The 25,340-nt window shown below is 35.4% G+C and carries 14 protein-coding genes and 1 tRNA gene; 10 read left to right on the forward strand and 5 right to left on the reverse strand.

Annotation, left to right across the window (positions count from 1 at the left end):
• Nucleotides 1-546 precede the first annotated feature (546 nt).
• The 4 genes from NPA10_RS01215 to NPA10_RS01230 all read left to right on the forward strand — a co-directional run bounded on the left by NPA10_RS01215 (nt 547) and on the right by NPA10_RS01230 (nt 11,613).
• Nucleotides 547-3,852: a lipoprotein 17-related variable surface protein gene (locus NPA10_RS01215; RefSeq protein WP_256547724.1), complete on the forward strand. Its 3,306-nt coding sequence runs from the start codon at nt 547-549 to the stop codon at nt 3,850-3,852.
• Between the two features lie 731 nt (nt 3,853-4,583).
• Complete coding sequence (locus NPA10_RS01220; protein ID WP_256547725.1) at nt 4,584-7,880, forward strand: lipoprotein 17-related variable surface protein; 3,297 nt, start codon at nt 4,584-4,586, stop codon at nt 7,878-7,880.
• 104 nt (nt 7,881-7,984) lie between these two features.
• Nucleotides 7,985-11,293: a lipoprotein 17-related variable surface protein gene (locus NPA10_RS01225; protein ID WP_256547726.1), complete on the forward strand. Its 3,309-nt coding sequence runs from the start codon at nt 7,985-7,987 to the stop codon at nt 11,291-11,293.
• A 233-nt stretch (nt 11,294-11,526) separates the two neighbouring features.
• Nucleotides 11,527-11,613, forward strand: a tRNA-Leu gene (locus tag NPA10_RS01230).
• Nucleotides 11,614-11,897: 284 nt separating this feature from the next.
• Here the strand turns inward: NPA10_RS01230 and rpoE are convergent.
• The 4 genes from rpoE to NPA10_RS01250 all read right to left on the reverse strand — a co-directional run bounded on the left by rpoE (nt 11,898) and on the right by NPA10_RS01250 (nt 16,124).
• Nucleotides 11,898-12,299 carry a DNA-directed RNA polymerase subunit delta gene (gene rpoE / locus NPA10_RS01235; protein WP_256547727.1) on the reverse strand — a complete coding sequence of 134 codons (402 nt, stop codon included), beginning with the start codon at nt 12,297-12,299 and terminating at the stop codon, nt 11,898-11,900.
• Nucleotides 12,284-13,768 carry an HD domain-containing protein gene (locus tag NPA10_RS01240; RefSeq protein WP_256547728.1) on the reverse strand — a complete coding sequence of 495 codons (1,485 nt, stop codon included), beginning with the start codon at nt 13,766-13,768 and terminating at the stop codon, nt 12,284-12,286. The genes rpoE and NPA10_RS01240 overlap by 16 nt, the downstream gene beginning before the upstream one ends.
• Nucleotides 13,746-15,227, reverse strand: coding sequence for a glutamate--tRNA ligase (gltX, locus tag NPA10_RS01245; protein ID WP_256547729.1), 1,482 nt, complete (start codon nt 15,225-15,227; stop codon nt 13,746-13,748). The genes NPA10_RS01240 and gltX overlap by 23 nt, the downstream gene beginning before the upstream one ends.
• Nucleotides 15,228-15,341: 114 nt before the next feature.
• Nucleotides 15,342-16,124 carry a GHMP family kinase ATP-binding protein gene (locus tag NPA10_RS01250; protein WP_256547730.1) on the reverse strand — a complete coding sequence of 261 codons (783 nt, stop codon included), beginning with the start codon at nt 16,122-16,124 and terminating at the stop codon, nt 15,342-15,344.
• 303 nt (nt 16,125-16,427) lie between these two features.
• Between NPA10_RS01250 and NPA10_RS01260 the strand changes: the two genes are divergently transcribed.
• The 6 genes from NPA10_RS01260 to whiA all read left to right on the forward strand — a co-directional run bounded on the left by NPA10_RS01260 (nt 16,428) and on the right by whiA (nt 23,021).
• Nucleotides 16,428-17,588, forward strand: a complete 1,161-nt coding sequence (locus NPA10_RS01260) for a DnaJ domain-containing protein (protein ID WP_307291485.1) — start codon at nt 16,428-16,430, stop codon at nt 17,586-17,588.
• Nucleotides 17,589-17,595: 7 nt separating this feature from the next.
• A complete protein-coding gene (gene grpE / locus NPA10_RS01265) occupies nt 17,596-18,537 on the forward strand; it encodes a nucleotide exchange factor GrpE (protein WP_256547731.1) in 942 nt (313 codons plus the stop codon).
• Nucleotides 18,538-18,802: 265 nt separating this feature from the next.
• Nucleotides 18,803-19,753: an HPr(Ser) kinase/phosphatase gene (gene hprK / locus NPA10_RS01270; RefSeq protein ID WP_256547732.1), complete on the forward strand. Its 951-nt coding sequence runs from the start codon at nt 18,803-18,805 to the stop codon at nt 19,751-19,753.
• Between the two features lie 5 nt (nt 19,754-19,758).
• Nucleotides 19,759-21,018, forward strand: coding sequence for a prolipoprotein diacylglyceryl transferase (lgt, locus tag NPA10_RS01275; protein ID WP_256547733.1), 1,260 nt, complete (start codon nt 19,759-19,761; stop codon nt 21,016-21,018).
• Nucleotides 21,003-22,016 (forward strand): FAD-dependent oxidoreductase, encoded by a 1,014-nt coding sequence (locus NPA10_RS01280; RefSeq protein WP_256547734.1) that lies wholly within the window; start codon nt 21,003-21,005, stop codon nt 22,014-22,016. The genes lgt and NPA10_RS01280 overlap by 16 nt, the downstream gene beginning before the upstream one ends.
• A gap of 96 nt (nt 22,017-22,112) precedes the next feature.
• Nucleotides 22,113-23,021 (forward strand): DNA-binding protein WhiA, encoded by a 909-nt coding sequence (gene whiA / locus NPA10_RS01285; protein WP_256547735.1) that lies wholly within the window; start codon nt 22,113-22,115, stop codon nt 23,019-23,021.
• Nucleotides 23,022-23,110: 89 nt separating this feature from the next.
• On the opposite strand, the gene NPA10_RS01290 is transcribed toward whiA, so the two are convergent.
• Nucleotides 23,111-24,871 carry a PTS transporter subunit EIIC gene (locus NPA10_RS01290; protein WP_256547736.1) on the reverse strand — a complete coding sequence of 587 codons (1,761 nt, stop codon included), beginning with the start codon at nt 24,869-24,871 and terminating at the stop codon, nt 23,111-23,113.
• Between the last annotated feature and the right edge of the window lie 469 nt (nt 24,872-25,340).

A 25,340-nucleotide genomic window follows, 5' to 3' on the forward strand; every position in this document is an offset into this window, starting at 1 on the left:
TTGTTTAAAATAAATCAAAAAAGATCTAGTCGGAATTTACTGCTAGATCTTTTTTTATGATTTATTTAACATGAAACAAAATACTTCAAGTCATATCGGTTATTGTTTTAAAATGTTTAATTTCTAAGCAATGTAACTGTTTTATAATTTCTAAATTAATTAAATAAAACTTAAACAAAAAAAAAAAAAAAGATTTAAAATCAATAGTTAATTTAGAGCTTAGATAAAAACTTTAATTTTTTATTCCAATTAGAAATAAATAAATTTGTATAGCAAATTAAAGTAATTATTAAAAATAATCTAACTTTATTTTTTCATTTAATAAATTATTTTTAATAATTTATTATCCAATTATGTCAATAAGCTAATTTTTTGTAAAACCTAATTATCTAAAAATGAATTAGGTTTACATTTGATCCAATTGTTTTTGATTACTTGATTAATTCAAACAAGTAAATAACAATTCAATTGATAAACAAGCACTAAATTCAAATTGAATTATTGATTCAATTTGAATTTTCCAGTAATTTGAGTTAAATGAACTTTATGTCCAAAAAATTGTCCAAATTTTGGTTTTATTTTTTAATTGGAAGTATTTCTGTTAGCAGTTTGCTACTACCAACTTTCATTAATGAAATTAAAACTTTTGATGCTACTATTTCTAAAAAACAATTGCAACAAGATAGTGCTGAAGTCATTAATTTTAACGCTAGCACCCGTTTACCAACGATCATCTCTAATGTTGGTCCGGTGTTAATGGATGCTAATAATACTATTTTTCAATTAGATTGATTTGGAAAACGCGTTTGAAGCACTAATGTTAAACAACAATTAATCGATAAAGGTCATATTGCTCCAACTGGAACCAATGCGGCCATTTTAGGCTTTCCCCAAGGGGCTGCAGTCATTGGCTGAACTTATTCAAGTATTACCAGCAAAATTTATTTACATATTCCTGCTACGATCAAGGGGAATGACCAAGGTGATAATAATTGAAAATACCAATACATTGTTCCCTTAGATCCGGTAACTGGTAGATTAGAACTAGAGGCCCCTGAAAAAACACCCCGCATTAATGTGAGTAGTTCAACTTGAAATGGTAGAGGTGGAAGTTTAGGATTCCAATATGGCATTATTAGTCAGTTAGGCGATGGCTCGATTGTAATTTATGGATTATTAGATTTAAGCGGTATTTCTAATGGCGGAGCTGGTTATTTAGTCTTCTCACCTGGAACAAATACCTTACGTCAAGGTGGTCAAATTTTTGGAATTAGTCCCACTGATTATTACCACAGAATAGAAGGCTTAAATTTCTTTAATGTCCTACCAATTAATACTGTCCCCATTAGTCGTACTAACTCCTTATTTATCACTCATAATGCAAGAACAAATAATATTTATGTGCATTTAACTGATAATAATTTTGGCGTGGCCAATAAACTTTGAAAAGACAGCCCTTTACTTTGAAATCCTCCAGCAGCCAATACAGGATTTAGACCAATACCTAAAAATAACCCATTAAACATTAATAATAATTATGGCATTACTAACAACTATTATTACAATACGGTTAATAACGAAACTTGATTGCCTTATTTAGATAAAATCTTTTTTATTCGTCCTAACGGTTCTGCTTTGGGTTATGAGGCTAGTTCAATTGAGTTACCTAAACTTAGATCAGGAATTGTGCCCTGAGATAGCGGAGTTATTTACAGTAGCTATTTAGATTTACGGGGCGATCTGTTTTTCAACATGGCAACTTGGGATGGGAATAAAAATGATTGAACAATTGGTTCAACCATCTATAAATTATCTGCAACTACTAAACGCTATACTCCTTATGTTGATTTAGCTACATCAGATAATCCTGATATTTCCCGAAACACCAGCGGATTTAAAATTTTTGCAGTTCCGGTACAAGTGGGGAAAATCATGTTAATTAACAAGGAAACTGGGATTGCGGTTGCAGTTGATGAAGACCCTGCTGCACCTGGATCAGGCCGAATTATTGGTACTTTAAATGGGGCCCATTCATTCTTACGTAGTCCTGATTTTAGTTTAAACTTAGGCGCCCAATTTTTACTACCATCCCAATTACAACCCCAAAATTTTCGGGCTAGTGGCACTGGATCCATCATTAATTATGAAGTTGTAAATGCCGATGATACAAAGGGCACAATTGAAGTTAAAGCAACAATTAATTATGTGCCTTGATTTGAAACAGCAACTAGCACAAATGTCACTTCCACCCAAGTAACCCGTACTTTTACGGGTTTAAAAACTACTCAAGCTTTAAAATTTGATGTTCTTGATTATCAACTAAGCAACACTCGGGTTGATTTTATTGATGATGAAGCTTTGAAAAAACGTAATTTATTTAATTTAGCCAATAACGATATTGATTCAAGCCTTCAAACTAAACTAAGTTATAGTGTTCAAAATGTTAATCGGGATACTGGAGAATTCCAAGTTAAAGCAAGTTTAGCTAATTACACTCCAGTAATTGATGCTAATGGTCCTGAACAATCATTCGAAGTTAGTCAAACTTATCAAGCTTTAGCTGCAACGACTGTTACATCTGAATACCAAATTGGTTTAGTAAGTGGTTCATCAATTACTGGTGGACACTTAAATCAAGTAGCTAGTGTGGCTTTAACTAATTTACCACCAGTTCTTCAATTTTTATTAAGTGGTTCTCGTCCTTCAAGTTTGATTCAACAAAAAGATCATCTTTTAGATTTATTAATTGATCACAATAAATTTAAAGCCTATCCTTTGTTTAAATTAGATATCGATTTTACAACTAACCCACAAAATAATCAGTTGACTGCTAAAATCATTATTCCAGCAGCAATTAATCAACAATTAGGTTTGGGCGAACAACAACAAATCATTCAAACTACTTACACAGGTTTTAGTACAACTGGGGCTCGGGAAAAACCATTTGTCAATTTTGAAACCTTTAACAACCCGATTATTGATGGGGATGTGGTTCAATTAAACTTGAACGACTTAAAAAATAGCTCAGAAAGAAGAAGTTTACTGAACTTGTTACCATCTGATATTCGTATTAATCATTTGTGAAATTACTTTTTTAAGCATAATGATTTTAATGTCGAAGAAAATTTGGGAATGACTTTATTACCCGATAATGTTCAGGGAACATTAGATGTGGTTTTAACCAAACGCAATCATTCTGCTTTAGCTTTGTTCCAAAATTATGAAGTAATTCATGTCAAAATTGAAGGCTTCAGACAAGCTACACCCCAAAATTACCAACAACATGGGATTAGTTTTGTAAACCCTAACAGCGAAACTTTATTGCAATTACAACGCCAAAAAAATGCTTCTGAAGTTACTTACCAAGATGTGAATCGATTGGTTATTTTTGGTACTGATTTGTTAAAACAAAGTCCGAATTTCAGCTTAACTAACCAAAATACTAAATTGTTTGCAAATAATAATTTGGGTGAATTAAGTGTGGTCATTACTTTGCCATTTACTAATCGTTTACAAACTCCAACTAACCAAATTAGCCTACCCAATATTTATCAATACACCTTTCGCAATTTTTCTCGAACCCAGGCCAATACTTCATTGTTCCAAACCCTTTCTCAAGAACAGTTAACAACCCAATTGGATTTAACTCAACTAACACCCGAACAAATTTTTGCCAACAGCAGTAGTTTTGTTTTACGGTCTGAAGGGTATAAATTAACAAGTGCTAATCAAATTAGTGTTCAATATTCTAAAACTTTAGATGTAGTCTATATTACTTATGATTTTAGTGGTCAACGTGATTTAGAACCTGATGTTCCCCTTTATTACACTGCGGTGTACAAACTGAATTAAATTTCTGTTTTTCAGTTTTAAAAACCAAAAGGCTCTAACCAAGTATTTGGTTAGAGTTTTTTGGTGAACTTGGCCATTAAACTCCAAGTAGAATATAATTTTCTGGAGATTTATTTCAAAAAAAATTTAATACCATTTTCATATCAAAATAATACCATTATTGTATTATTTTCCCACCATTTTAATATAACTTTCATTGCAAAAATCCTAAAAAAGCTTTAAAATCATTACTAAGATTAAGGTTGGTCAAGCCTGCAATATTGTGGGAATATTCCTGTAACTACAACTTAAAAAGTTCATAATGAGCGGTTTTGATCATAGCATTAACTTGATTTATCAGAAAACTGAATTAAATTTCTAAAAATTTTAACCCAAAAACAGATTTATGGTTCTGAATTTGGTTTTGGGCGCAATGAAGCAAAAAAAATTATTTTATGGAATAAACTTATTTTTATTTCTTGAAGAAAATTTTTAAGCGTATTGAATCAATAATTTTTTGTAATTATTAATTTTCAATTGCCTTTTTTGATTTGTTTTTGTCCCTTCTTGTTTCCATGAGAAGAATAAGTAAAAATTTGAAAAAACCTGATTATTTGTAACCTAACTGGGTTTAAATTCGATCCAATTATTTTGCATTATTAATGCAAATTCAATTGTTAAACAAGCACTAAATTCATTTTGAATTACTCTTTCAATTTGAATTTTCTAGTAATTTGAGTTGAACGAACTTTATGTCTAAAAAATTATCCAAGTTTTTGTTTTATTTCCTAATTGGCAGTGTTTCTGTTACGAGTTTATTATTACCCACTTTTGTGAATAAAGTAAGAACTTCTGATGCAACTGTTACAAAGAAACATTTACAACAAGATAGTGCTGAAATCATCAATTTCAATGCTAGCACCCGTTTGCCAACAATTATTTCTAACATTGGTCCGGTGTTATTAGATGGCAATACCATTTTTCAATTGGACTGGTTTGGCAAGCGGGTTTGGAGTACTGATGTTAAACAACAACTAGTGGATATGGGTCATATTGCCCCAGAGGGGGCTAATGCACCCATTTTTGGTTTTCCCAAAGGCACAGCAGTGATTGGTTGAACTTATTCAAGTATTACCAATAAAATTTATTTACACGTTCCCGCAACGATCAAAGGGAATGATTCCGGAAATCGAAACTGAAAATTCCAATACATTGTGCCACTGGATCCAGTAACTGGTAGATTGGAATTAGTTGCCCCTGAAGAAACACCCCGGTTTGATGTAAGTGGTTCCACTTGAAACGGTCAAGGGGGCGGATTAGGGTTCCAATACGGCATTATTAGCCAGTTAGGTGATGGTTCGATTGTTGTTTATGGGTTATTAGACTTAAGTGGGATTGCTAATGGTGGTTCGGGTTATTTAGTTTTTTCTCCAGGCACTAATACCTTACGACCAGCTGGACGAATTTTTGGAATTAATGATTATCACTTCAAAGTTGATAATCTGGATTTCTTCTATGTACTACCAATTAACACCGTTCCGATCAGTCGCACTAATTCCTTATTCATCACTCACAATGCTGTCAGCAATAATATTTATGTGCATTTAACTGATAATCATTTTGGGGTTGCTAACAACCTTTGACGAACCAGTCCTTTACGTTGGGCTCCCCCATCAACTAGTACAGGATTTCGACCATTAAGAAAAAATGATCCGTTAAACATTAATAATAACTACGGAATCACAAATAATTATTATTACAACGCGGTTAATGATGAAACTTGATTACCTTATCTTAATAAGGTTTTCTTCATTCGTCCGAATGGCTCTCCGCTTGGTTATGAAGCTAATTCAATTGAATTACCCAAACTTAAATCGGGAATTGCGCCTTGAGACAGTGGCATTATTTACAGTAGTTATTTGGATTTGCGGGGTGATTTATTTTTTAACATGGCAACTTGGGATGCTAATAAACGCGACTGAACAATTGGCTCCACGATTTATAAATTATCAGCTACCACTAAACGCTACACCCCTTATGTTGATTTAGCAACATCTGATAATCCTGATATTTTCAAAAACACGAGTGGATTTAAAATCTTTGCGGTTCCGGTTCAAGTGGGCAAAATCATGCTGATCAACAAAGAAACCGGGATTGCGGTTGCGGTCGATGAAGACCCAGCTGCGCCTGGGTCAGGTCGGATTATCGGAACTTTAAACGGAACCCATTCATTTTTACGTAGTCCTGATTTTAGTTTAAACTTAGGCGCCCAATTTTTATTACCATCCCAATTGCAACCCCAAAATTTCCGAGCCAGTGGGACTGGGTCAATTGTGAATTATGAAGTTTTAAAAGTCAATGACACAGAAGGTAGCATTGAAGTTAAAGCAACAATTAATTATGTGCCCTGATTTGAAACCGCAACTAGCACAAATGTCACTTCCACCCAAGTGACCCGTACCTTCACGGGGTTAAAAACTACTAAAGATTTAAAATTTGATGTTTTAGATTATCAATTATTGAATGCACGGGTTGATTTCATTGATGATGAAGCCGTGAAAAAACGTAACTTATTTAATTTAGCCAACAATGACATTGATCCTGGTTTACAATCCCAATTAAGTTATGCGGTTCAAAATACCAATAATGATACGGGTGAATTTGATGTTAAAGCTGGTTTAACTAATTACAGACCAATTATTGATACTAATGGTCCTGAACAATCTTTAGAAGTCAGTGAAACATACAGGGCTTTACCCGTAACGACTGATTCAGCAACATACCAAATTGGTTTAATCAATGGTTCATCAATTACGGGAGGAACTTTAAACCAAGTAAGTAGTGTGGACGTGTCAACTCTATCCCCAGTTTTACAACTTTTACTAACTGGATCCCGTCCCTCAACTTTAATTCAACGGAAAGATCATTTGCTAGATTTATTAATTGATCGCACTAAATTAAAGGGTTATCCATTATTTAAACTTGATGTTGATTTTGTCACTAATGTTCAAGATGATCAGTTAATTGTCACCATTACAATTCCTGCTGCAATTAATCAGCAATTAGGTTTTGCTAATCAGCAACAAGTGATTAAAACAACTTATACTGGTTTTAGTGATCCCCGAATTCGGGAACAACCCTTCATTAATTTTGAGACTTTTAATAAACCAATCATAAATGAAGATGTGGTGCGATTAGATTTAAATGATTTAAAAAATGCTGCTGAAAGAACCAGTTTGCTCAACTTATTACCATCTGAGATTCGCATTAATCACTTATGAAATTATTTGTTTAAACATAATGATTTCAATGTTGAAGAACATTTGGGAATGACTTTATTACCCGATAATGTTCAGGGCACATTGGATGTGGTATTAACCAAACGCAATCATTCTGTTTTAGCTTTATTCAATAATCATGAAGTAATTCATGTTCAAATTAGCGGGTTTAAACAAGCTGCTCCAGAACAGTATTACCAAAATACAATTAGTTTTGTAGGCGCAAGCAGTGAGGCTTTATTACAACTCCAACGCCAGAAAAATGCTTCAGAAGTTACTTATCAAGATGTTAGTAAACTAATTAATTTGGGAGCTGATTTATTAAAACAAAGCCCGGGATTTAGTTTAACCGAACAAAACACACAATTATTTGCTAACAATAATTTGGGTGAGTTAAGTGTGGTTATTAGATTACCCTTTAGTAATCGTGCGCAAACCCGCACCAATCAAATTAGTTTACCGAACATTTACCAACATACTTTTCGGAATTTCTCTCGCACCCAAGCTAACACCTCATTGTTCCAAACACTAACCCAAGAACAACTAACCACCCAATTGGATTTGCACCACTTGACTCCCGAGCAAATTTTTGCCAACCTTGATCATTTTGTCTTGCGGTCTAAAGGTTATCAACTCACAAGTGCAAACCAGATTAATGTGACCTATTCGAACACATTAGATGTGGTTTATATTACTTATGACTTTAGCCACCAGCGGGGCTTAGAACCTGATTTACCCCTTTATTACACTGCGGTGTATCAGTTGAATTAAGATTTTGCATAATTGTTTCATCCGTGTTTAATCCTAGATTAAACACGGATTAGTATTCTTGTTATTTTTTCTTTTAGTAATTTCTCCTTTTTGTATTTTTAATAATGAAACGCTTTTCTAAATTTTGACTTTTATTTGCTTTATCTACGTTAGTAGCTACGAGTGGGGTAGCAAGTTTGCACACTAATTATGCCCCCCAAACTTTTGTTTTAAATGAATCAATTAAACACACTGCAGCTAATGAACGAATTAATTTCAACGCCACGACCCGGTTGTCAACCATTATTTCTGATATTGGTCCGGTGTTAATGGATGATAATAACACAATTTTCCAGTTGGACTGGTTTGGGAACCGGGTTTGAAGCACTAATGTGTTCCAAAGTTTAGTTGATGCGGACTACATCGCTCCTGAAGGAACGGCTTATCCCATTTTTGGTTTTCCCAAAGGCGTAGCAGTGATTGGTTGAACTTATTCTAGTTTGACCAAGAAAATCTATTTACTAATTCCCGCAACCCGCACTTCTAATGAGAATGTTAGTGAAAACTGAAAATTCCAATATGTTGTGCCAATTGATCCTAAAACGGGGATTTTAGAAATTACTACACCCGAAACAACCCCACGGATCGATGTGCGCGATTCAACTTGAAACGGTACACATGCGGGGTTAGGTTTTCAGTTTGCGATTATCAGCCAGTTAGGTGATGGTTCGATTGTGATTTATGGTTTATTGGATTTGAGCGGGATTGCTAACGGCGCAGCTGGTTTTGCCGTGTTTTCTCCTGGGACCAATACAATCAGACGGGATCGACAAATTTTTGGCATCCGGCCCAGAGAATATAACTATACAGTGGATGGGTTAAATTTCTTTTATGTTTCACCGATTACCACAGTTCCGATTAGTCCAACCCATGCTTTATTTTTTACTCATAACCAAGTAACTAATAATATTTATGTTCACTTGACTGATAATAATTTTGCTTTAAGTAACAAATTGTGACGAACTAGTCCGTTACGTTGGGTTCCCCCAGAAATTAGGGATGGGTTTAAAAGAATTCCTGGTCGGGATCCACTCGTGTTAAACAACAATTATGGTTTTACTAACAACTATTATTTCAATACGGTAAACAATGAGACTTGGTTACCGTATTTGGACAAAATTTTCTTTATTCGTCCCAATGGTTCAGAAATAGGCTATGAGACAAGTTCAATTGAATTACCGAAATTACGTTCAGCTTTAGCTCCGTGGGATAGCGGAATTATTTACAGTAGTTACTTGGATCTACGGGGTGATTTATTCTTTAACATGGCAACTTGGGATGCAGTGAAAAAAGACTGAAACATTGGTTCAACTATTTATAAATTATCAGCTACGACTAAACGCTACACTCCTTATGCGGACTTAGCAACATCTGATAATCCCGATATTTCTAAAAACACCAGTGGCTTTAAAATTTTTGCCATTCCGGTTCAAGTTGGCAAAATCATGTTGATCAACAAGGATACTGGGGTGGCTGTTGCAGTTGATGAAGACCCGGCTGCTCCAGGGACAGGTCGGATTATTGGAACTTTAAACGGAGCCCATTCATTTTTACGCAGCCCTGATTTTAGTTTAAACTTAGGGGCCCAATTTTTATTACCTTCCCAATTACAACCCCAAAATTTCCGGGCCAGTGGGACGGGGTCAATTGTGAATTATGAAGTTTTAAATGTTGATGATAGTGCGGGCACCATTGAAGTGAAAGCAACGATTAATTATGTACCGTGGTTTGAAAATGCGACCAGTACTAATGTGAACTCGACCCAAGTGACCAAAATTTTTAATGGTTTAAAAACCACAAGCAGTTTAAGACTGGAACAACTGGATTACCAATTAGCGCGGAGTCGAATTGATTTCATTGACGATGAAGCAATTAAACGCCGTAACTTATTTAACTTAACAAATAACCACATTGATTTAAGTGTCTTAAAACAACTCAGTTATGAAGTTAATAACCCGAATTTTGCGACTGGCGAATTCCAAGTTATCGCCCGATTAAAAAAATATCACCCAGTGATTGATCCTCATGGTCCGGTGCAAAATTTAGCAATTAATAAAACTTATCAAGCCTTGCCGGTTGATGGTAATAACACTGATTATCGCATTGATTTAATTGGCGGTTCTTCTTTAGTCGGGGGGCAATTACACCAAGTAAGATCAGTCAATATTAATAGTTTGCCAGCAATTGTGCAATTTTTACTAGCTAATTCTCATCCTACTGCATTAGCTCAAAAGAAAGAACAAACTTTAGATCTATTAATTGACCGGTTAAAACTGAAGGGTTATCCGTTATTTAAACTTGATACTCAAATTACAGCTAATGCCCAAAATAACCAGTTAACTATAAGCATTACTGTTCCGGCTGCAATTAATGAAAAACTGGGGTTTGGCACAACCGCCCAAACAATTACAACAGTTTATACTGGGTTTAATAATAAGATTGCTCGAACACAGCCAAATCTAACATTCGATAAATTCGATCAACCCCAAATTGATCAAGATCAGGTGATAGTTAATGTTAATAATTTAAAAAATAGAGCTGACCAGAAGAAATTAAGTAGCTTCTTACCATCAGAAGTTAACATTAGTCATCTATGAAATTACTTTTTCGCCCATAATGATTTCAATTTAGAAGCGAACTTAGGAATTAATTTATTTCCCGATAATGTGCGGGGAACTTTAGGTGTCACTTTGACTAAACAAAACCATTCCACTTTGGATTTATTCAAAAACCACGAAGTGATTAATGTAACAATTCAGGGGTTTAAACGAACCGCACCCGAACACTACCAACAAAACGGTATTAGCTTTGCTAATGCTAATGATGAGCGTTTATTACAACTCCAACGGAGTAAAAATGCTTCAGAAGTTAGTTATCAAGACATTAATCAATTGGTTAGTTTGGGCGCTGATTTGTCCGGACAAATGCCTAACTTTCAATTAACCGCTCAAAATACCCGGTTATTAGCTAATAATAATTTGGGTGAATTGAGCGTTATTATTACTCTTCCCTTTGAAAACCGTTCACCAGCCCGTTCGAACCAAATTGGCTTGCCCAATGTTTATCAGCATACTTTCCGAAATTTCTCCCGAACTCAGGCGAATACTTCATTATTTCAGGTTTTAAACCAGGAACAACTAACCACCCAATTGGATTTAAGCCAACTAACTAAAGAACAAGTTTTCGCTAATCTAAACAGTTTTATTCTACGTTCTAAAGGCTATCGTATAACTAGTGTTGATCAAATTACAGTGAGTTATTCTAAAACATTAGATGTAGTTTATATTACTTATGATTTTAGTAACCAACGTGATTTAGAACCAGATTCACCCGTTTATTTCACTGCGGTGTATAAATTGAGTCAACCCAAGTAGTGAGTGGTTAACTATTAAATGAATTCCTAGTTTTTACTTAGCTGTATAAAAGAAAAAACAAAATGAAAGCCCACTTTCATTTTGTTTTTTTGTTGTGATAACAATTAGATGAGCGCACTTAGTTGGAATTGCTTTGGGTTTGGTCGGATAATTTGTTGCAAGTCTCTGAATTTTTGCTATAATATTAGCGAATCGCTCCGTCTTGTTTATGATGGGTGCAAAACCAATCCTTTGCCTAAGTGGCGAAACTGGCATACGCAGCAGACTCAAGATCTGCCGGTAGCAATACCGTGGGGGTTCGAGTCCCTTCTTAGGCACCATAATTTTGGGATTAAAATCCCGATTTATCTATTAATTTAGAATTGGGTTCCCAAATTTTGAACTAGTTGCATCAAATGATTGTCTAGCTACTTTCATTTGCCGGTCTACTTATTTAAGATATCCAATCCTTCAACTAAACTAAATAAAAATACGATAAATTAAATCAAATCAAAATTGTTTCAAAAAAAGCTATGGTCAAAAACCATAGCTTTTTTTGATTTTAAAAAGCCGAACATTAATTCATAATTTGTTTGTTCGGTTGGGTTAAAGCAAGCAGAACGAATTATTCGTCAATAATTTCGTCTTCACTCACTTGGATTTCTTCATCGACTTCAAACGAATCAGCAACTTCAATTTCATCGGTGTAATCTTCATAGCCTTCTTCAAACAGATCATCTTTTTCGTATAAAAACATGGTGTTAGCAATTTTTTCGGCTTTTTCAACTGTGATGCATTCTTTTAAACATCAAGTGGTGGGACCACAAACCAAAAAGCGTTTGTCTTGGCATAAGTCAACATAAAAATCGCCAATTCAGTCTTCAACTTTTTCTTGTTTGAAATCAGTTGCCTGACTCCAAACTAAAGATCATAAGTTTTGGAAACTGAAATTTTGGTTATGAAATTGGGTTAGTGCAATTTCATAAGCTAAATCAGTTAACATGCGGGGGTTTAAGTGTTTGGTCATAAGGGGTTTGCTTCTTTCTTATTAATTGCTTGAATTTTGGATCATAATTTTTTCTGAATCACAATCACAGTGTATTTTTTACTGGTTGGGTTAAAAGTGAGTAATTTTTCCAGATCTAACGGGGTTTGATCTAAAAAACTGTCATAAGCAACGACTTGGCTTGTTTCATTATTGTAATTCAAAATTGGGTTTTCTTTATCATAAATTACTGGTCGTCATTGTTGTTGGTGCTGGGGCAGAATCAATTGGTCAGTATAAGTTATTTCGGGATTTTGGGTTTGTAAAATCTGGAAACTAGTTTGCAATTGCTGGTATTCTTCTAGACTTAGAGCCAAAAACTGGTGTTGGGTTAAACTGATGTTGCCTTTTAATAAATTAGCTAAAGATGCTAAAACCGGATCTGCTGCTTCACAGAAGGATTCAAGAATTAAATCAAAGCTTTGATCAGTTAGTTTAATAAATTTGGCATAATCAAATTGTTTAGCAGTTTCTGGTTGCAAATAAGGTTGAATTAAATCATATAAGAAATGATAAGTTTGCAACTGCGGATCCTGGCGAATTTGGTGGTAGTTTTGACGGAAATAATCAATGATTTTCCCAATTAGTAATTCATAAGTGACACTGTAAATATTGGCATACAATTCCGCATACATGGTGTAACGATTGATTAAGAAGTTGGTGATTAAATGATTCGCTTTGTCATAAAATGCAATTTTGTTAACGTATTTAGCTTGTGCAGGATAATTGATTAAATCCAGTTGTTCAGCCCGGACAATAACAGATCATTTAATCAACAAATGAATGTTCCGACTACCATAACTTAATCCTGAAAAATGCGAATCGCGCAACAAATAGTCCAACCGATCCGCATCAATTTGTGAAGAAATTAAATCTTGCACCCAATTTAATTCGGGCGCTTTATTTTGTTTAGTAATAATTTGAGCAACCTTTTGCACATAATATAGCGGATCAATTTTATCCTTGAGTGCTTGGTTAACCAAAATTTGGTGTACTCGGGTTTCGGGTGAACTTAAGATTTGGGTGGCATAAGCTTCGTGCGAAAAATGCATGTATTCTTCAAACGCATGCGAATGCGGACCATGCCCCACATCATGTAATAATGCAGCTGCTAAAGCCACATTAATCGCCACCCGGTCTTTATCAGGTTGTAAACAACCCTTACGAATTCATTCATCAATGAAATTGGCCGCAACTTGATACACTCCCAAACAATGGGATAAACGAGTATGGGTTGCAGTGGGGAAATTATTATAAGATAAGCTAAGCTGTAAGATTTTACTTAACCGCTGCATTTCTGGGGTGTTAACCAATTGGTACAACCACCGGCGGGAGCGGTCAAAATTAATTTCATTATGAATCGGGTCTTTAATGAAATAACTTTTCTTTTTTTCTTTAATTTCCAAGTGAAACCGGGAGTATCACGGTTTAGTTTTGTGGGGTGAATTCATCTAAGAATTTTAAGACCTCAAGCAAACGGGTTCGGCATAATTGATAACCCATTAATTTAATGATTTTAAATAATTCTGGACCATGTTCAGAATAAGTTAATCCTAAACGTAATGGAATAAAAAAGTCCATACCTTTTTTATTGGTTTGGGCCATAATTTGTTTTAAATACGCCCGCACATTAGCATGATTTCACTCTTCAGTGGAATCAGGTAAAAGTTTTAGCCCGATTTCTAATACATCGCGATTATCAGCTAAAACTTGATGATGGTCTTGGAAAATGGTTTGCGCATTAGAAGGCGAATTAAAAATGTTATTAGCTAATTCGTTTAATTGCGCAGCATAAGAAATTTGGTTTTTAAATAATAGGGCAATTTCTTCTTTGCTTTCGTTTAGTTGGTTTAAATCAATCACAAAAAAGGGATTAACAAAGTTTCAATAAACTTTGTCATTTAACCGGCGGAAGTGTTGCCCAGAAATTCATAATAATTTTTTATAATCAAAAAAAGCCGGCGCTTTAGAAAGGTGAGCAAGATCAAAATTATTAATCATCTCCTCTAAAGTCATAATTTCTTGTTCAGGAATTCCTGGTCAACCTAATAAAGCTAAGAAGTTAACAACAGCTTCGGGTAAAAACCCATCCTTACGGTAGTTTTCAATGAACTGTTTAGTTGTTTTATCGCGTTTAGAAAGTTTTTTTCCATCAGCCCCAATAATGATGGATAAATGGGCAAACTGGGGCATTTTAGTATAACCTAAAGCTTGGTAAGTAGCAATTTGGTATGGAGTATTAGAAATGTGTTCTTCGCCCCGTAAAACATGACTAATTTTCATGTCATGATCATCAATTACTACTGCAAAATTATAGGTGGGAATTTTATTGGAACGTAAAATGATGTAATCACTTAAAGCAGTACCTGGAACACTAATGTTACCCCGAATCAAATCATCCCAGGCATATGTAGCTTCATCGCTTAGTTTCAACCGAATTGCAAACTCTTTCCCGGCATTAACTTTAGCAGTGATTTCTTCAGGGCTTAAGTTTAAACAAGTGCGATCATACCGTGGGGTTTGGCCGTTATCTAATGCTTGTTGACGTTTTTGATCCAGTTCTGCTGGAGTACAAAAACAACGGTAAGCTAAATCTTGTTCTAATAATTGGACCGCAATTTTTTGGTAAGTTAATAACTTTTGGGACTGCAAATACGGCCCCGAATCACCAGGATTATTAAATGATTCATCGGGGAAAATATTCAATCATTTTAAATTATCAAATTGGGAAGCTAATCCTTCTTCGATGTTACGTTCAACATCGGTATCTTCGATCCGGAGAATGAAATTGCCTAAATGCCGCTTGGCAAATAAATAATTAAAGATCGCGGTCCTAGCTCCGCCGATGTGTAATTCTCCAGTGGGAGAAGGAGCGTAGCGGGTCCGGACCGTTTTAATTTGTGAATTCATGACATTAATTCCTTGACTTGGATATTCTAGTAGACACTAATGAAATATTTCAACATGAACCATGGTGAAATCTGTTTTTATGGGTTAACAACCAGAATAAAAGGAGACAGGCGATTAGTGGTTTTCTTCAGTGAAATGTGGATCGTTTAATTCAATTAAAGTTGATCCAGTTCCACATGTAAAAATTTGGTTAAAAGGGGTTTTTAATTTGGCCTGCATTAAAAATAATTCAGGTGAAATTTGAAATACCGCGGATTGGTATTCGTTAAACACTTCAAAGGGTTGGTTATTGGTTAGAGCACTCACTAATTTAGACACGTAGTTATTAGCTAAAAATTTAGGTTGAATTTTGAAAACTTCACGAACTTGGGTTTCATCAAGCGCAATGTTTGTGAAGTGAAGTTTCATTTTTGGCAATTGAATGTGGGTATAACCAACCACCTCATCACCAAAGTTTTGCACTCGGCCAACTTTGAATCCAGTTAAAAAGAAAGGAATATCAGGGCTAACACTTGTTGCAATGTGTCGGAAATTAATTGGCAAATCAAATCGGTCTGCATAATATTTAATTAACGCTGCAGCACATGCAGCTACAGAGCCTAAACCAGAACCTAGTGGAATGTTCTTTTTAATGTCAATTCGTAAATTGACATTAATGGAATGATGGGCGCTTAAATAAAAAGCCGCTTTGGTGACTAAGTCGTTTTGCACGTGTAACAAATTACCTGCTGGATCAAAATAACGGACTTCTAAAGTCGGATTTTTAGTTAAATGTAGTTCATCATAAAGTTCAGGTACTAAAACAAATACGCTATCAAACGGTGTTTTTTTGTAGCTTGGTGCGTATTTGAAAGTTTTTAATCCGAAAGTAATGCGGGGATGAGCTTGTAAAATCATTTTTAGTCTAAGTTAGTTCTTCTTCTCACTAGTTAATAGAGTATATTATATTATACCCACGCTATTTTAGTCGTGTTTTTATGGGCTGGCTTGACAAGTTTAGCCACTTTTGTGGATTAATATGGGGATTAATGCCTAAAAGCCACCAACAGCGGTTTTGTATTAGCAGTTATTAACCTTAACTGCTAATCTTATGGTATAATTTTGGAATAAATCACTCTTAACTGCTTTAATGGGCGTTTCATTATCCCATTAAATACCCGACATTAATTTAAAAGAATTGATCATGAAAGGATCTCTTTAATGAGTAAACGAGACTATTATGAAGTTTTAGGAGTTAGTCGTAATGCGTCTGAAGCTGATATCAAGCGCGCATTTCGCACTTTAGCTCGCAAATATCACCCCGATATTAATAAAGAAAAGGGCGCTGAAGATCAATTTAAAGAAATTAATGAGGCCTATGAAGTCTTAAGTGATGCTCAAAAACGCAAAACTTATGATGATTTTGGTCATGCTGGTTTAGAAAATACCGGATTTCACGACCAAGGCTTTAACCCGTTTGATATTTTTAACCAGTTTTTTAACCAACAAGGCGAAACTTTTTTTGGCAACGAGGACGGATCAGGCGATATTGATGATCTGTTTGGCCGGGTGTTTCGTAATAATTTTGGTAACCAACGTTCTCCGAATCAGAATCCTAATGAAATCGAACAAGGCATTGAAATTAGTTTTGTCGAATCCATTCGGGGAACAAAACAAAACTTCCGCTATTCTTATCAAGCTAAATGTGACCCATGTCGGGGCACAGGAGCTTTAGATGGGGATGCTAAAAACATTACCATTTGTAAAAAATGTAATGGTTTAGGCGAAGAAATTGTTAAACGCAAAAGTCTGTTTGGAGTTGTTTCAACTCGTTCTCGCTGTTACACTTGTCATGGTTCAGGAAAAGTTCCAATTAAAAAGTGTAAAAGTTGTAACGGAAACGGGTTTAACCAAGTGACCACCACTTTGGATTTAACCATCCCCGCAGGAGTTCGTGCTGGTCAATTTTTAATCTTTAAAAACCAGCATGGTTCCACTGAAGTAACTTTAAAAATTCAGATCTTTGTCACCCACTCCAATGTTTTTGAACGCCACGGCATGAACATTTACACTAAGTTAGTTGTTAATCCTCTACAAGCAATGATAGGGGGAGATTTGAAAATTCCTTCGCCTTGAGGGATTAAAACCATCCGGGTAAAACCCGGAATTAAAAATGGCGAACACTTAAAAATTGTTGGGGCTGGTTGTCGAATTAGTCGCAATAATAAATTAACTAGTGGTGATTTAATTGGTGTTGTCGAATATGCTAGTCCCCAAAAATTATCTGATGCAGAAATTAAAATTTTAAGTGGGATTAAAATCGAAGAACCCAAAGAAGCAGTTAATTGGATCAATAAAGCTTTAAGTGAATTAAAGGAGTAATTGCTGTATGAATGAGCTAAACCCAAAAAGAAAAGCTAAACATAATAATAAGACCTTCTATACTAAAGCATCCGCTTCCAAACTTAATCAAGAAAACCGAGCTCTAAAAGCCGAAATTACCCGCTTAAAAGCCGAGCTAGCAAACACTGGGTCCAATTTCGGCTCCCAAGCCCAACAACCTAAAACCCAAGGAACAGGAAACGGATCAGTTAATCCATTACCAAATCCGGATTTTAAAAAAATTTTAAATGACCACCGCAACAAAATTCAGGAACTAGAACAAATTAATCGCGAATTAACCAAAAAATTACACCATTTACAACCAAGTCAAAAAAATCCAATTCCAACCCCAACCAATTCCAAAAAAACTCATGGTGATTTGGTAGCAGAATTAGAACGATTAAAACACCGCATTGATGAAACTGAAAAACGGCATAAAAAGGAATTAGAAGCGCACGAAATTGAAGTACGCCGCAAACTTCAGGGTGAAACTAATGATGCTTTTTTAGCTAAAGTGCAAGAAAAAGCTGAACAAGCAGAAAAAGTTTTAAACCAAAAAATTATTGCTTACCAACAAAAATTTGAAGCGGAATTAAATCACGCTAAAAAGTATGCTTTAGAAAAACAAGCAATTGAACTGGTAACAATTATTGGTCAGTTTGAAAGTGTTTTAAGCATGAACCCAACTGATCCGGTTTTAAAAAATTATGTTTCTGGTTTTATGATGTTTTTAAACATGTTTAACCAGTTATTAGAAAACTTAAACATTCGAAAAATTCCGGTGCAATTAGGGGATGAATATAATTCTGAAATTATGGAAGCCTTCGAAACCGTTCCAGCTCAACCTGGTCAAGAAAATAAAGTCGTTGTCATTGTTGCTCCTGGTTATCAATTACACGAACGCATCATTAAACCAACTTTAGTCAAAGTTGGAGCAGCCCAAAATTAATTGAGCAATCAATTAATTTTTTGTTTTTTACCAACCTGTCTGACCAATTTTTTTGCACGAAATTATCAAGTGCACAACAACAGAAAAAACCAAGTTAATAATTTTATTATCAACAAATAATTCCCAAAATTAAAAATAAAAAAATTCTAATTAAGCTGATTTAAAAAGCAAAAACCACTAATTATTGCTCTATAATTAGCGAATACGGTTTTTTGCAAAAACCAAAACCAACAAACTGGATGGTGATGAATTTTCAGCAACATTTATGGCACAAAAATACATTCGGGTTGCCCAATTATTTACCAAATTGGGCGGCAATTTTTTAAACCTAACCCAACATAATCAACAGCTGAAAATTACTAGTCCGATTTTGTACCAAGCGGGATTAGAATTAGCCGAAATTTTTGCTCATCCCAAAATTGAACAAATTATTTCCTGAGGAATAAACGAGGAACGGTTTTTACAAACTTTATCCCCAGCTGAGCGGCACAAGCGTTTAGAAGCAATTTTATTACGCCAGCCTCCAGCAATTATTTTAAGTCACCAGTTTTTATACCGTGATGAATTGGTTAGCTTGAGTCAAAAACATGATAATCAAGTTCCGATTATTGAATCAAATTTTGCAGCTGAAACAACAACATCAATTTTAGGAACTTGATTATCCCGTAAATTTGCCCAAGTTCATACTTTACACGGTGTGTTGGTGAATGTTTTTGGCGAAGGGGTTTTAATTACTGGTGAAGCAGGAATTGGTAAATCCGAATTAGCAATGGAATTGTTATTAAAAAACCATTTGTTTGTTGGTGATGATTCTATTGATGTGGCCGTGATTGGGAATGAATTGTGAGCTCGAGCTAACCCAGTTGTTGCTGGGTTTATTGAACTGCGAGGACTAGGCATTTTAAATGTCAAAAAAATGTATGGAATGCAACGCTTAATTGATCATACCCAAATCCGGATGGTGATTGAACTACGCAAAGAAAAAGATTTGGATCGGGATGAAATTGATCGCATTGGTTCACACTTAAACATGAAACCCCTACTGGGAATTCATGTCCCCCATTATTTATTACCAGTGAGTTATGGGAAAAAATTAAGTGATATTGCTGAAGCCGCAGTGATTGATTTTAAATTGAAATACTATGAGCATTATTTTGCTTTTGATGAATTTCAAGATCGCATTATTGAATTAACAACAAGAAAGGATGATGATTAGTAACAATGTTTCATGGTATTAATGACATCAACTTAGACAACCGCTTTGGCACCTTATTTCACATCGGTCGACTTCCGGTTACCTTATATGGTTTTTTAGTAGTTTTAGGTTTTATTATTGCTGTCATCTTTTGTGCAATTAAACTAAGCAAATTTTATAAAGTTTCTTATGATCCCTTGCTTAAATTTGCTGTAGTTGCTTTTCCAATTGGAATTGTGTTTGCCAGTATTTGATCATACGCGATTGGTAACTCCAATGCGTGATATGCTGGGTTTACCGGAAACGGTGGTTTAGCGATTCAAGGTGGAGTGGTTGCGTCAACGCTCTTAGGCTTATTTTGGTTTCCGTTATCCATGCGCAATCCCAAATACTGGGTTAATGTTCCCTTAGGCAAACAAGCCGAAGCTGAAGCAGTCCGTCGGGTTTCAACTTGAATCTTTTTTGACGCAATTGTTCCCGTGGTTTTAATTGGTCAAGCTGTGGGTCGATGGGGGAATTTTTTCAACTACGAAGTGTTTGGTCAAGCCGTGGGCAATTTGACTTATGCTCAAGCTTTAGAAGCAATTAAAACGGGTAATACCGAAATTTTACCGCTGAACTGGTTACGTCATGCGATGCCTGGGGTATGAACTAACATGTGAATTGCTAGTATTCCCAACCCTGGGGGAGCAGCTAATCCCGATCCAGCATGAATGAATGCGGCTCGGTTCCACCAACCCTTATTTTTATATGAATCCTTCTTTAATGTGATTTTCTTCACTTTAATTTACAGTGGATTCATTAACATGATTCCCAAATTTAAAGCCGGAATGATTGGGGGGTTAGCAATTACTTACACTGGTTTATTCCGGGTAGCAACTGAACGGCTACGCTTTTCAGCCGGAGGTACTTCATTTAGTTTTAACCAATCATTTGTCTTATCGATTTTATTGGTCGTTTTGGGGACATTAATTATTAGCTATGCGTTTTTAGTGGCGGGTAATCGGAAAATTCGGCACGTACACTGGTTTGGGTATAGTGCGGATTGAATGAAAATCCAAGCTTATCAACTGCCATGGTTCCGTGATTTAGCTTTAAAATACGGGCATTTCCAAGACAACTTTTTAAAAACCAGTTTAACTACTAAAATTAGTCAGGACATCCAACGCTTAAAAAGTTTAGACACCGTCCGGTTAACTGATTATGTGTTAACCCCAAGCCAAACTAAGTTCTATGGTTCACGTTATGTCACTTATTTCAAACATGACATTTGAATTGAAAATTAATTGAATTTGCACAAGTCAAAGAGTTATTTATTATGGCAATTACTGATGGATTACGCAATAATCCCAATTTATATGATTTTTTAATTATTGGGGGAGGACCAGCTGGATTAACCGCTGCAGTGTATGGTGCACGTGCGGGTATGAAAGTCGGGTTTTTAGAAAAAGATACACCTGGGGGCAAAATGGTTAAAACGGGAAGTTTGGAAAACTACCCAGGGTTTGAAACAATTGGGGGAGCTGATTTATCATTAAAAATGATGAATCACGCCTTGGCAAATGAAGTGAGCTACATTTATGGGCATGTCACTAAAGTAGTTCATTTAGATCCCTACTGAGCAGTTCACACTGCGGATGAAAAAATTTATTATGCCAAAACCGTTTTTGTTGCTACAGGGATGATTGAACGCAAACTTGGCATTCCTAATGAAACCGAATATTATGGTCGGGGTGTTTCTTATTGTGCGGTTTGTGACGCGGCCTTATATAAAAAACGCGATGTTGCAGTGATTGGTGGGGGTAATTCCGCGGTTGAAGAAGCGATTTATTTGTCTAATGTGGTAAATAAAGTGCATGTGATCCACCGGCGTAACGAGTTTCGGGCCGATGCGAAAATTGTGGCCAACATGAAAAAAATTGACAACATCATTTTGCATACTCCCGCAGTTGCTTTAAGTATCGAAGTTGCTGATAATGTGGTTAATGGAATCACAATTCAAAACACCGAAACCCAAAAAACCGAATTAATTCCGATTGCGTGTGTCTTCCCGTATGTTGGTTTAAACCCGGTGACTGATTTTGTCAAAGATCTAGCAATTGTGGGTAATGACGGATTTATCATGGTTAATGATAAAATGGAAACCAAATATAAAGGCTTGTACGCGGGTGGGGATGTAATTCAAAAGGATTTACGCCAAGTGGCCACTGCGATTAATGATGGAGCAATTGCGGCCATTGAAGCCAAAAACTACATCGCTAACCACTTCGTTGATCGGGACTAGAGTTTTTCATGCTTGTTGATAATCGATCAACAAGCATGCTTTATGTTTGTAGGGTTGTGGGGTTGAAATAACAAAAACCGATCAGAAAGGTGGGGTATGACTTTTAACGAAAAAATTAAGCGCGAAATCATTGATTGAGAATACACGAAAAATGATTTCATGGTGATTATGGCTTTTTATTGTTACAACAATTACAGCCTATTAGAAGATCCAGAAACCAAGCAACAGTTTTGAGAAATCAAAAACTATTCCCAACACCAGTTACAATTTTTTCAAAAGTATTTACAAAAATACTTTGAACTACCAACCAAACTCGTTGTTCCTGATCAGCCAACCAAAATTTATCGGTTACAAATTCCTGATTTTCACACGATCCCGTTTCTAGAAGATCTAGAAACTAGTTGCCGGATTTTCAGTCAAAATAAAATGAACCACCAAGCAATTTTAACAGGGATCTTTTTAGCCCATGGGGTAGTTTTAGATATTGAAAAAAATGTTTATCACGCAGAGATTGGGGTTAGTGACTGGTTCATTCAACAACTGATTAGCAAAATCTTGAAAAAACTGAAAATCCAATCCAAAGTTTTCAATTACAAAAACAAAACCAAGATTTATGTGAAACGGGCTGAAAGCTTATCTGATTTATTAAAATCAGTGAACGCGGTTAACCAAATGCTTGAACTTGAAGATCATAAAATCTTAAAGGATTATTTAAACCAACAACAGCGTTTGAATAATTTGGATGTGGCCAATTTATCTAAAGTCACCAAAGCTGCCACTGAACAAGTAGCAGCAATCAAAACCATTATTGATCAACGCAATATTTATAAGTGAAATGATGAAGAACAAATCATCATGGAAGAACGGTTAAAAAATCCCTATTTAAGCTTGCACGAACTGGCGGTTTTCATTCATGATAAATACAGTATCGCGGTCACTAAATCAGGGGTGAATTACTTATTACGTAAAACCAAAAAATGAGCAAAACAAAACCAACCTAACTAATTAGGTTGGTTTTTTATTATTAATTATTGGCTTTAACTAACTGCTGAATGTAGTTGGATCATTATTTTACAGTAGCAGTTGAAACCACATTAGTTGGGGGGTGTAACTTGTTTTCGATACTGCTCCATTTGGTTGGCTAAAATTTGGGCACGTCCGCCAAAAATTGCTTGGGTGGAACTGCCTTTGACTAAGACTGCAACCGCACCTTGCTGCTTGATTGTTTCTGTATCGAGTTGATTCAGATCAATGACAACAATGCGTAACCGGGTGGCACACGCGGTAATGCTTTGGATATTACTAAAGCCCCCATAAGCCTTAACTAAAGTGGGAATGGCTTCGGTTGGCTCGGTTTTTTTCAGCTCAGTTCAAGTTTTTTTATCAATTAAGCTTAGTTGTTCATCCGTGGAATAAGGAATTTTTCAACCAAATTTTTTAGCGCCAAAATACATGGTGACAAAACTGAATACTCCCATTGCTAAAGCAATCACAATCGCTCAATAAAACTGGGTCCCTTTTTGCACGGGCACTGCGCCATAAATAATGTAATCAATGAATCCTCGGGCAAACCCAACCCCGACATGTGCTCCTGCTAGTTTCATGAACATGTAAGCTAATCCGGATAAAGGCACATAAATCACATAATAAAATAATGGGGCAACAAACAAGAAAGAAAATTCTAGTGGTTCAGTAATGCCGGTTAAAAAAGCGACAACCATGGATGAACCAATAATGGCCACTGCTTTTTTTCGGTAGGTTTTTTTCGCTGCTAAAATCATGGCTAAACCAATACCCTGAATCGCACCCAAATAAATCGGATAATCTTGGGTAAACCGGCCCGCATAAACATTTAGTTGGGTTTGAAACCAATTAAATACGGGTAGAGATTGGCCTGTAGCATTGGTTGGTAAATGGTTAAATGGTAAACCATTAATAAAGTTTCAAATGTTCTGGTCGCCAATAATTAGCCCATTGCGAGCTTGTAATTCAGCTACTAGAGTTTGAAATTCGGGGATTTCAGTAATTTGTAAACGCTCACCCGCCTCAACAACACTAGCTAGGGTTAAACGTCCGCCCAATTCGGTTTGAAACGCGATGGCAATCAAAATGTGGTGTAATCCTAAAGGCATTAATGACCGAGCTACCATCCCATAAACCAAACCATCCACACCCCCAGGTGCGGTTGCTAACCGATCACCAATGATGCCGATTAACTGACCCACATAAGGTCAGATAACTAAAAACAACATGGTTAATCCAGTAATCAGTGGCATTAATAAAATGGGGACTAACCGAATCCCAGAAAAGAAGTTTAAGTATTTAACTTCAATTTCACTTCACCGGTTTAAAACAAACGCAACAATCCCGCCAATAATAATCGAACCAAAAATCGAAGTTTGCATCGAAGTAATCCCTAAATTACTGCCGACTAGATACCTGATGTTCGAGTCTTTATGGAACCATAAAATATCTTGAAACTGGTTTTGGTGATCGAAGTGAATGAACGCACTTTGTAATGAATTAAAAACCAAATAGCCAATGACCATCATAAACCCAGCATAAATTTTGTTGGTCTGAGCAAACGCAATGGCAACAGAAATACCAAATAGAATGGCGATATTAGCAAAGATTACTTCGGAAATACTTTTAAAAAAAGCAGCAAAACCATTAGCTGTAGCAGTATGAACATTTGCGCCAATAGCCCCACCGATTCCTAATAATAAACCCGCAATGGGTAAAACCGCAATTGGCAGCATTAAAGCTTGGGACAATTGGGTCAGAAATGAACGAGTGACATCAACAACCCTTTTTCACTGGGGGTTGTCAAACCACTTCACGGATGAGATACGCATAAAAATAACTTAATAATTCTTAAAATTATTATCTACTAATAATTTTACCCAAAAAAATCCTTGCTGGTTATTAATTCATTTTTGAGTTATTTTGATGCGAAATGATTTTTTATTATGAACTCTATATGGCAGGGGACAGTTGAAATTACCACTGATTTATAATTAGAAGTTCAATAAAAATTCAGTCCATCAATAATGGGAAAATTAGTTATTTTTTTCTGATAAATTAAATGATTTTCTCAAGGTAAATTACACGAATTTTTCATGAATTTTCACTTCCCAAAAAATAAGACAAATGGAATGAAAAAAGGAGGTAAATTAAGGAAAAAACAACTGTTTTTTCTAGATAAAACAATGACTGTAAAAAGGTTAAAAATTTATCTTTTTTCTCAGAAAACCCCAAACTTTAAACTTCTAATTTTGGTTTAATTTTTCTTATTGGTTCTAAAAAAAAAAAAAAAAGCCCGTA

This window comes from Mycoplasmoides fastidiosum, from assembly GCF_024498275.1.
Classification (GTDB): Bacteria; Bacillota_I; Bacilli_A; order Mycoplasmatales; family Mycoplasmoidaceae; genus Mycoplasma_N; species Mycoplasma_N fastidiosum.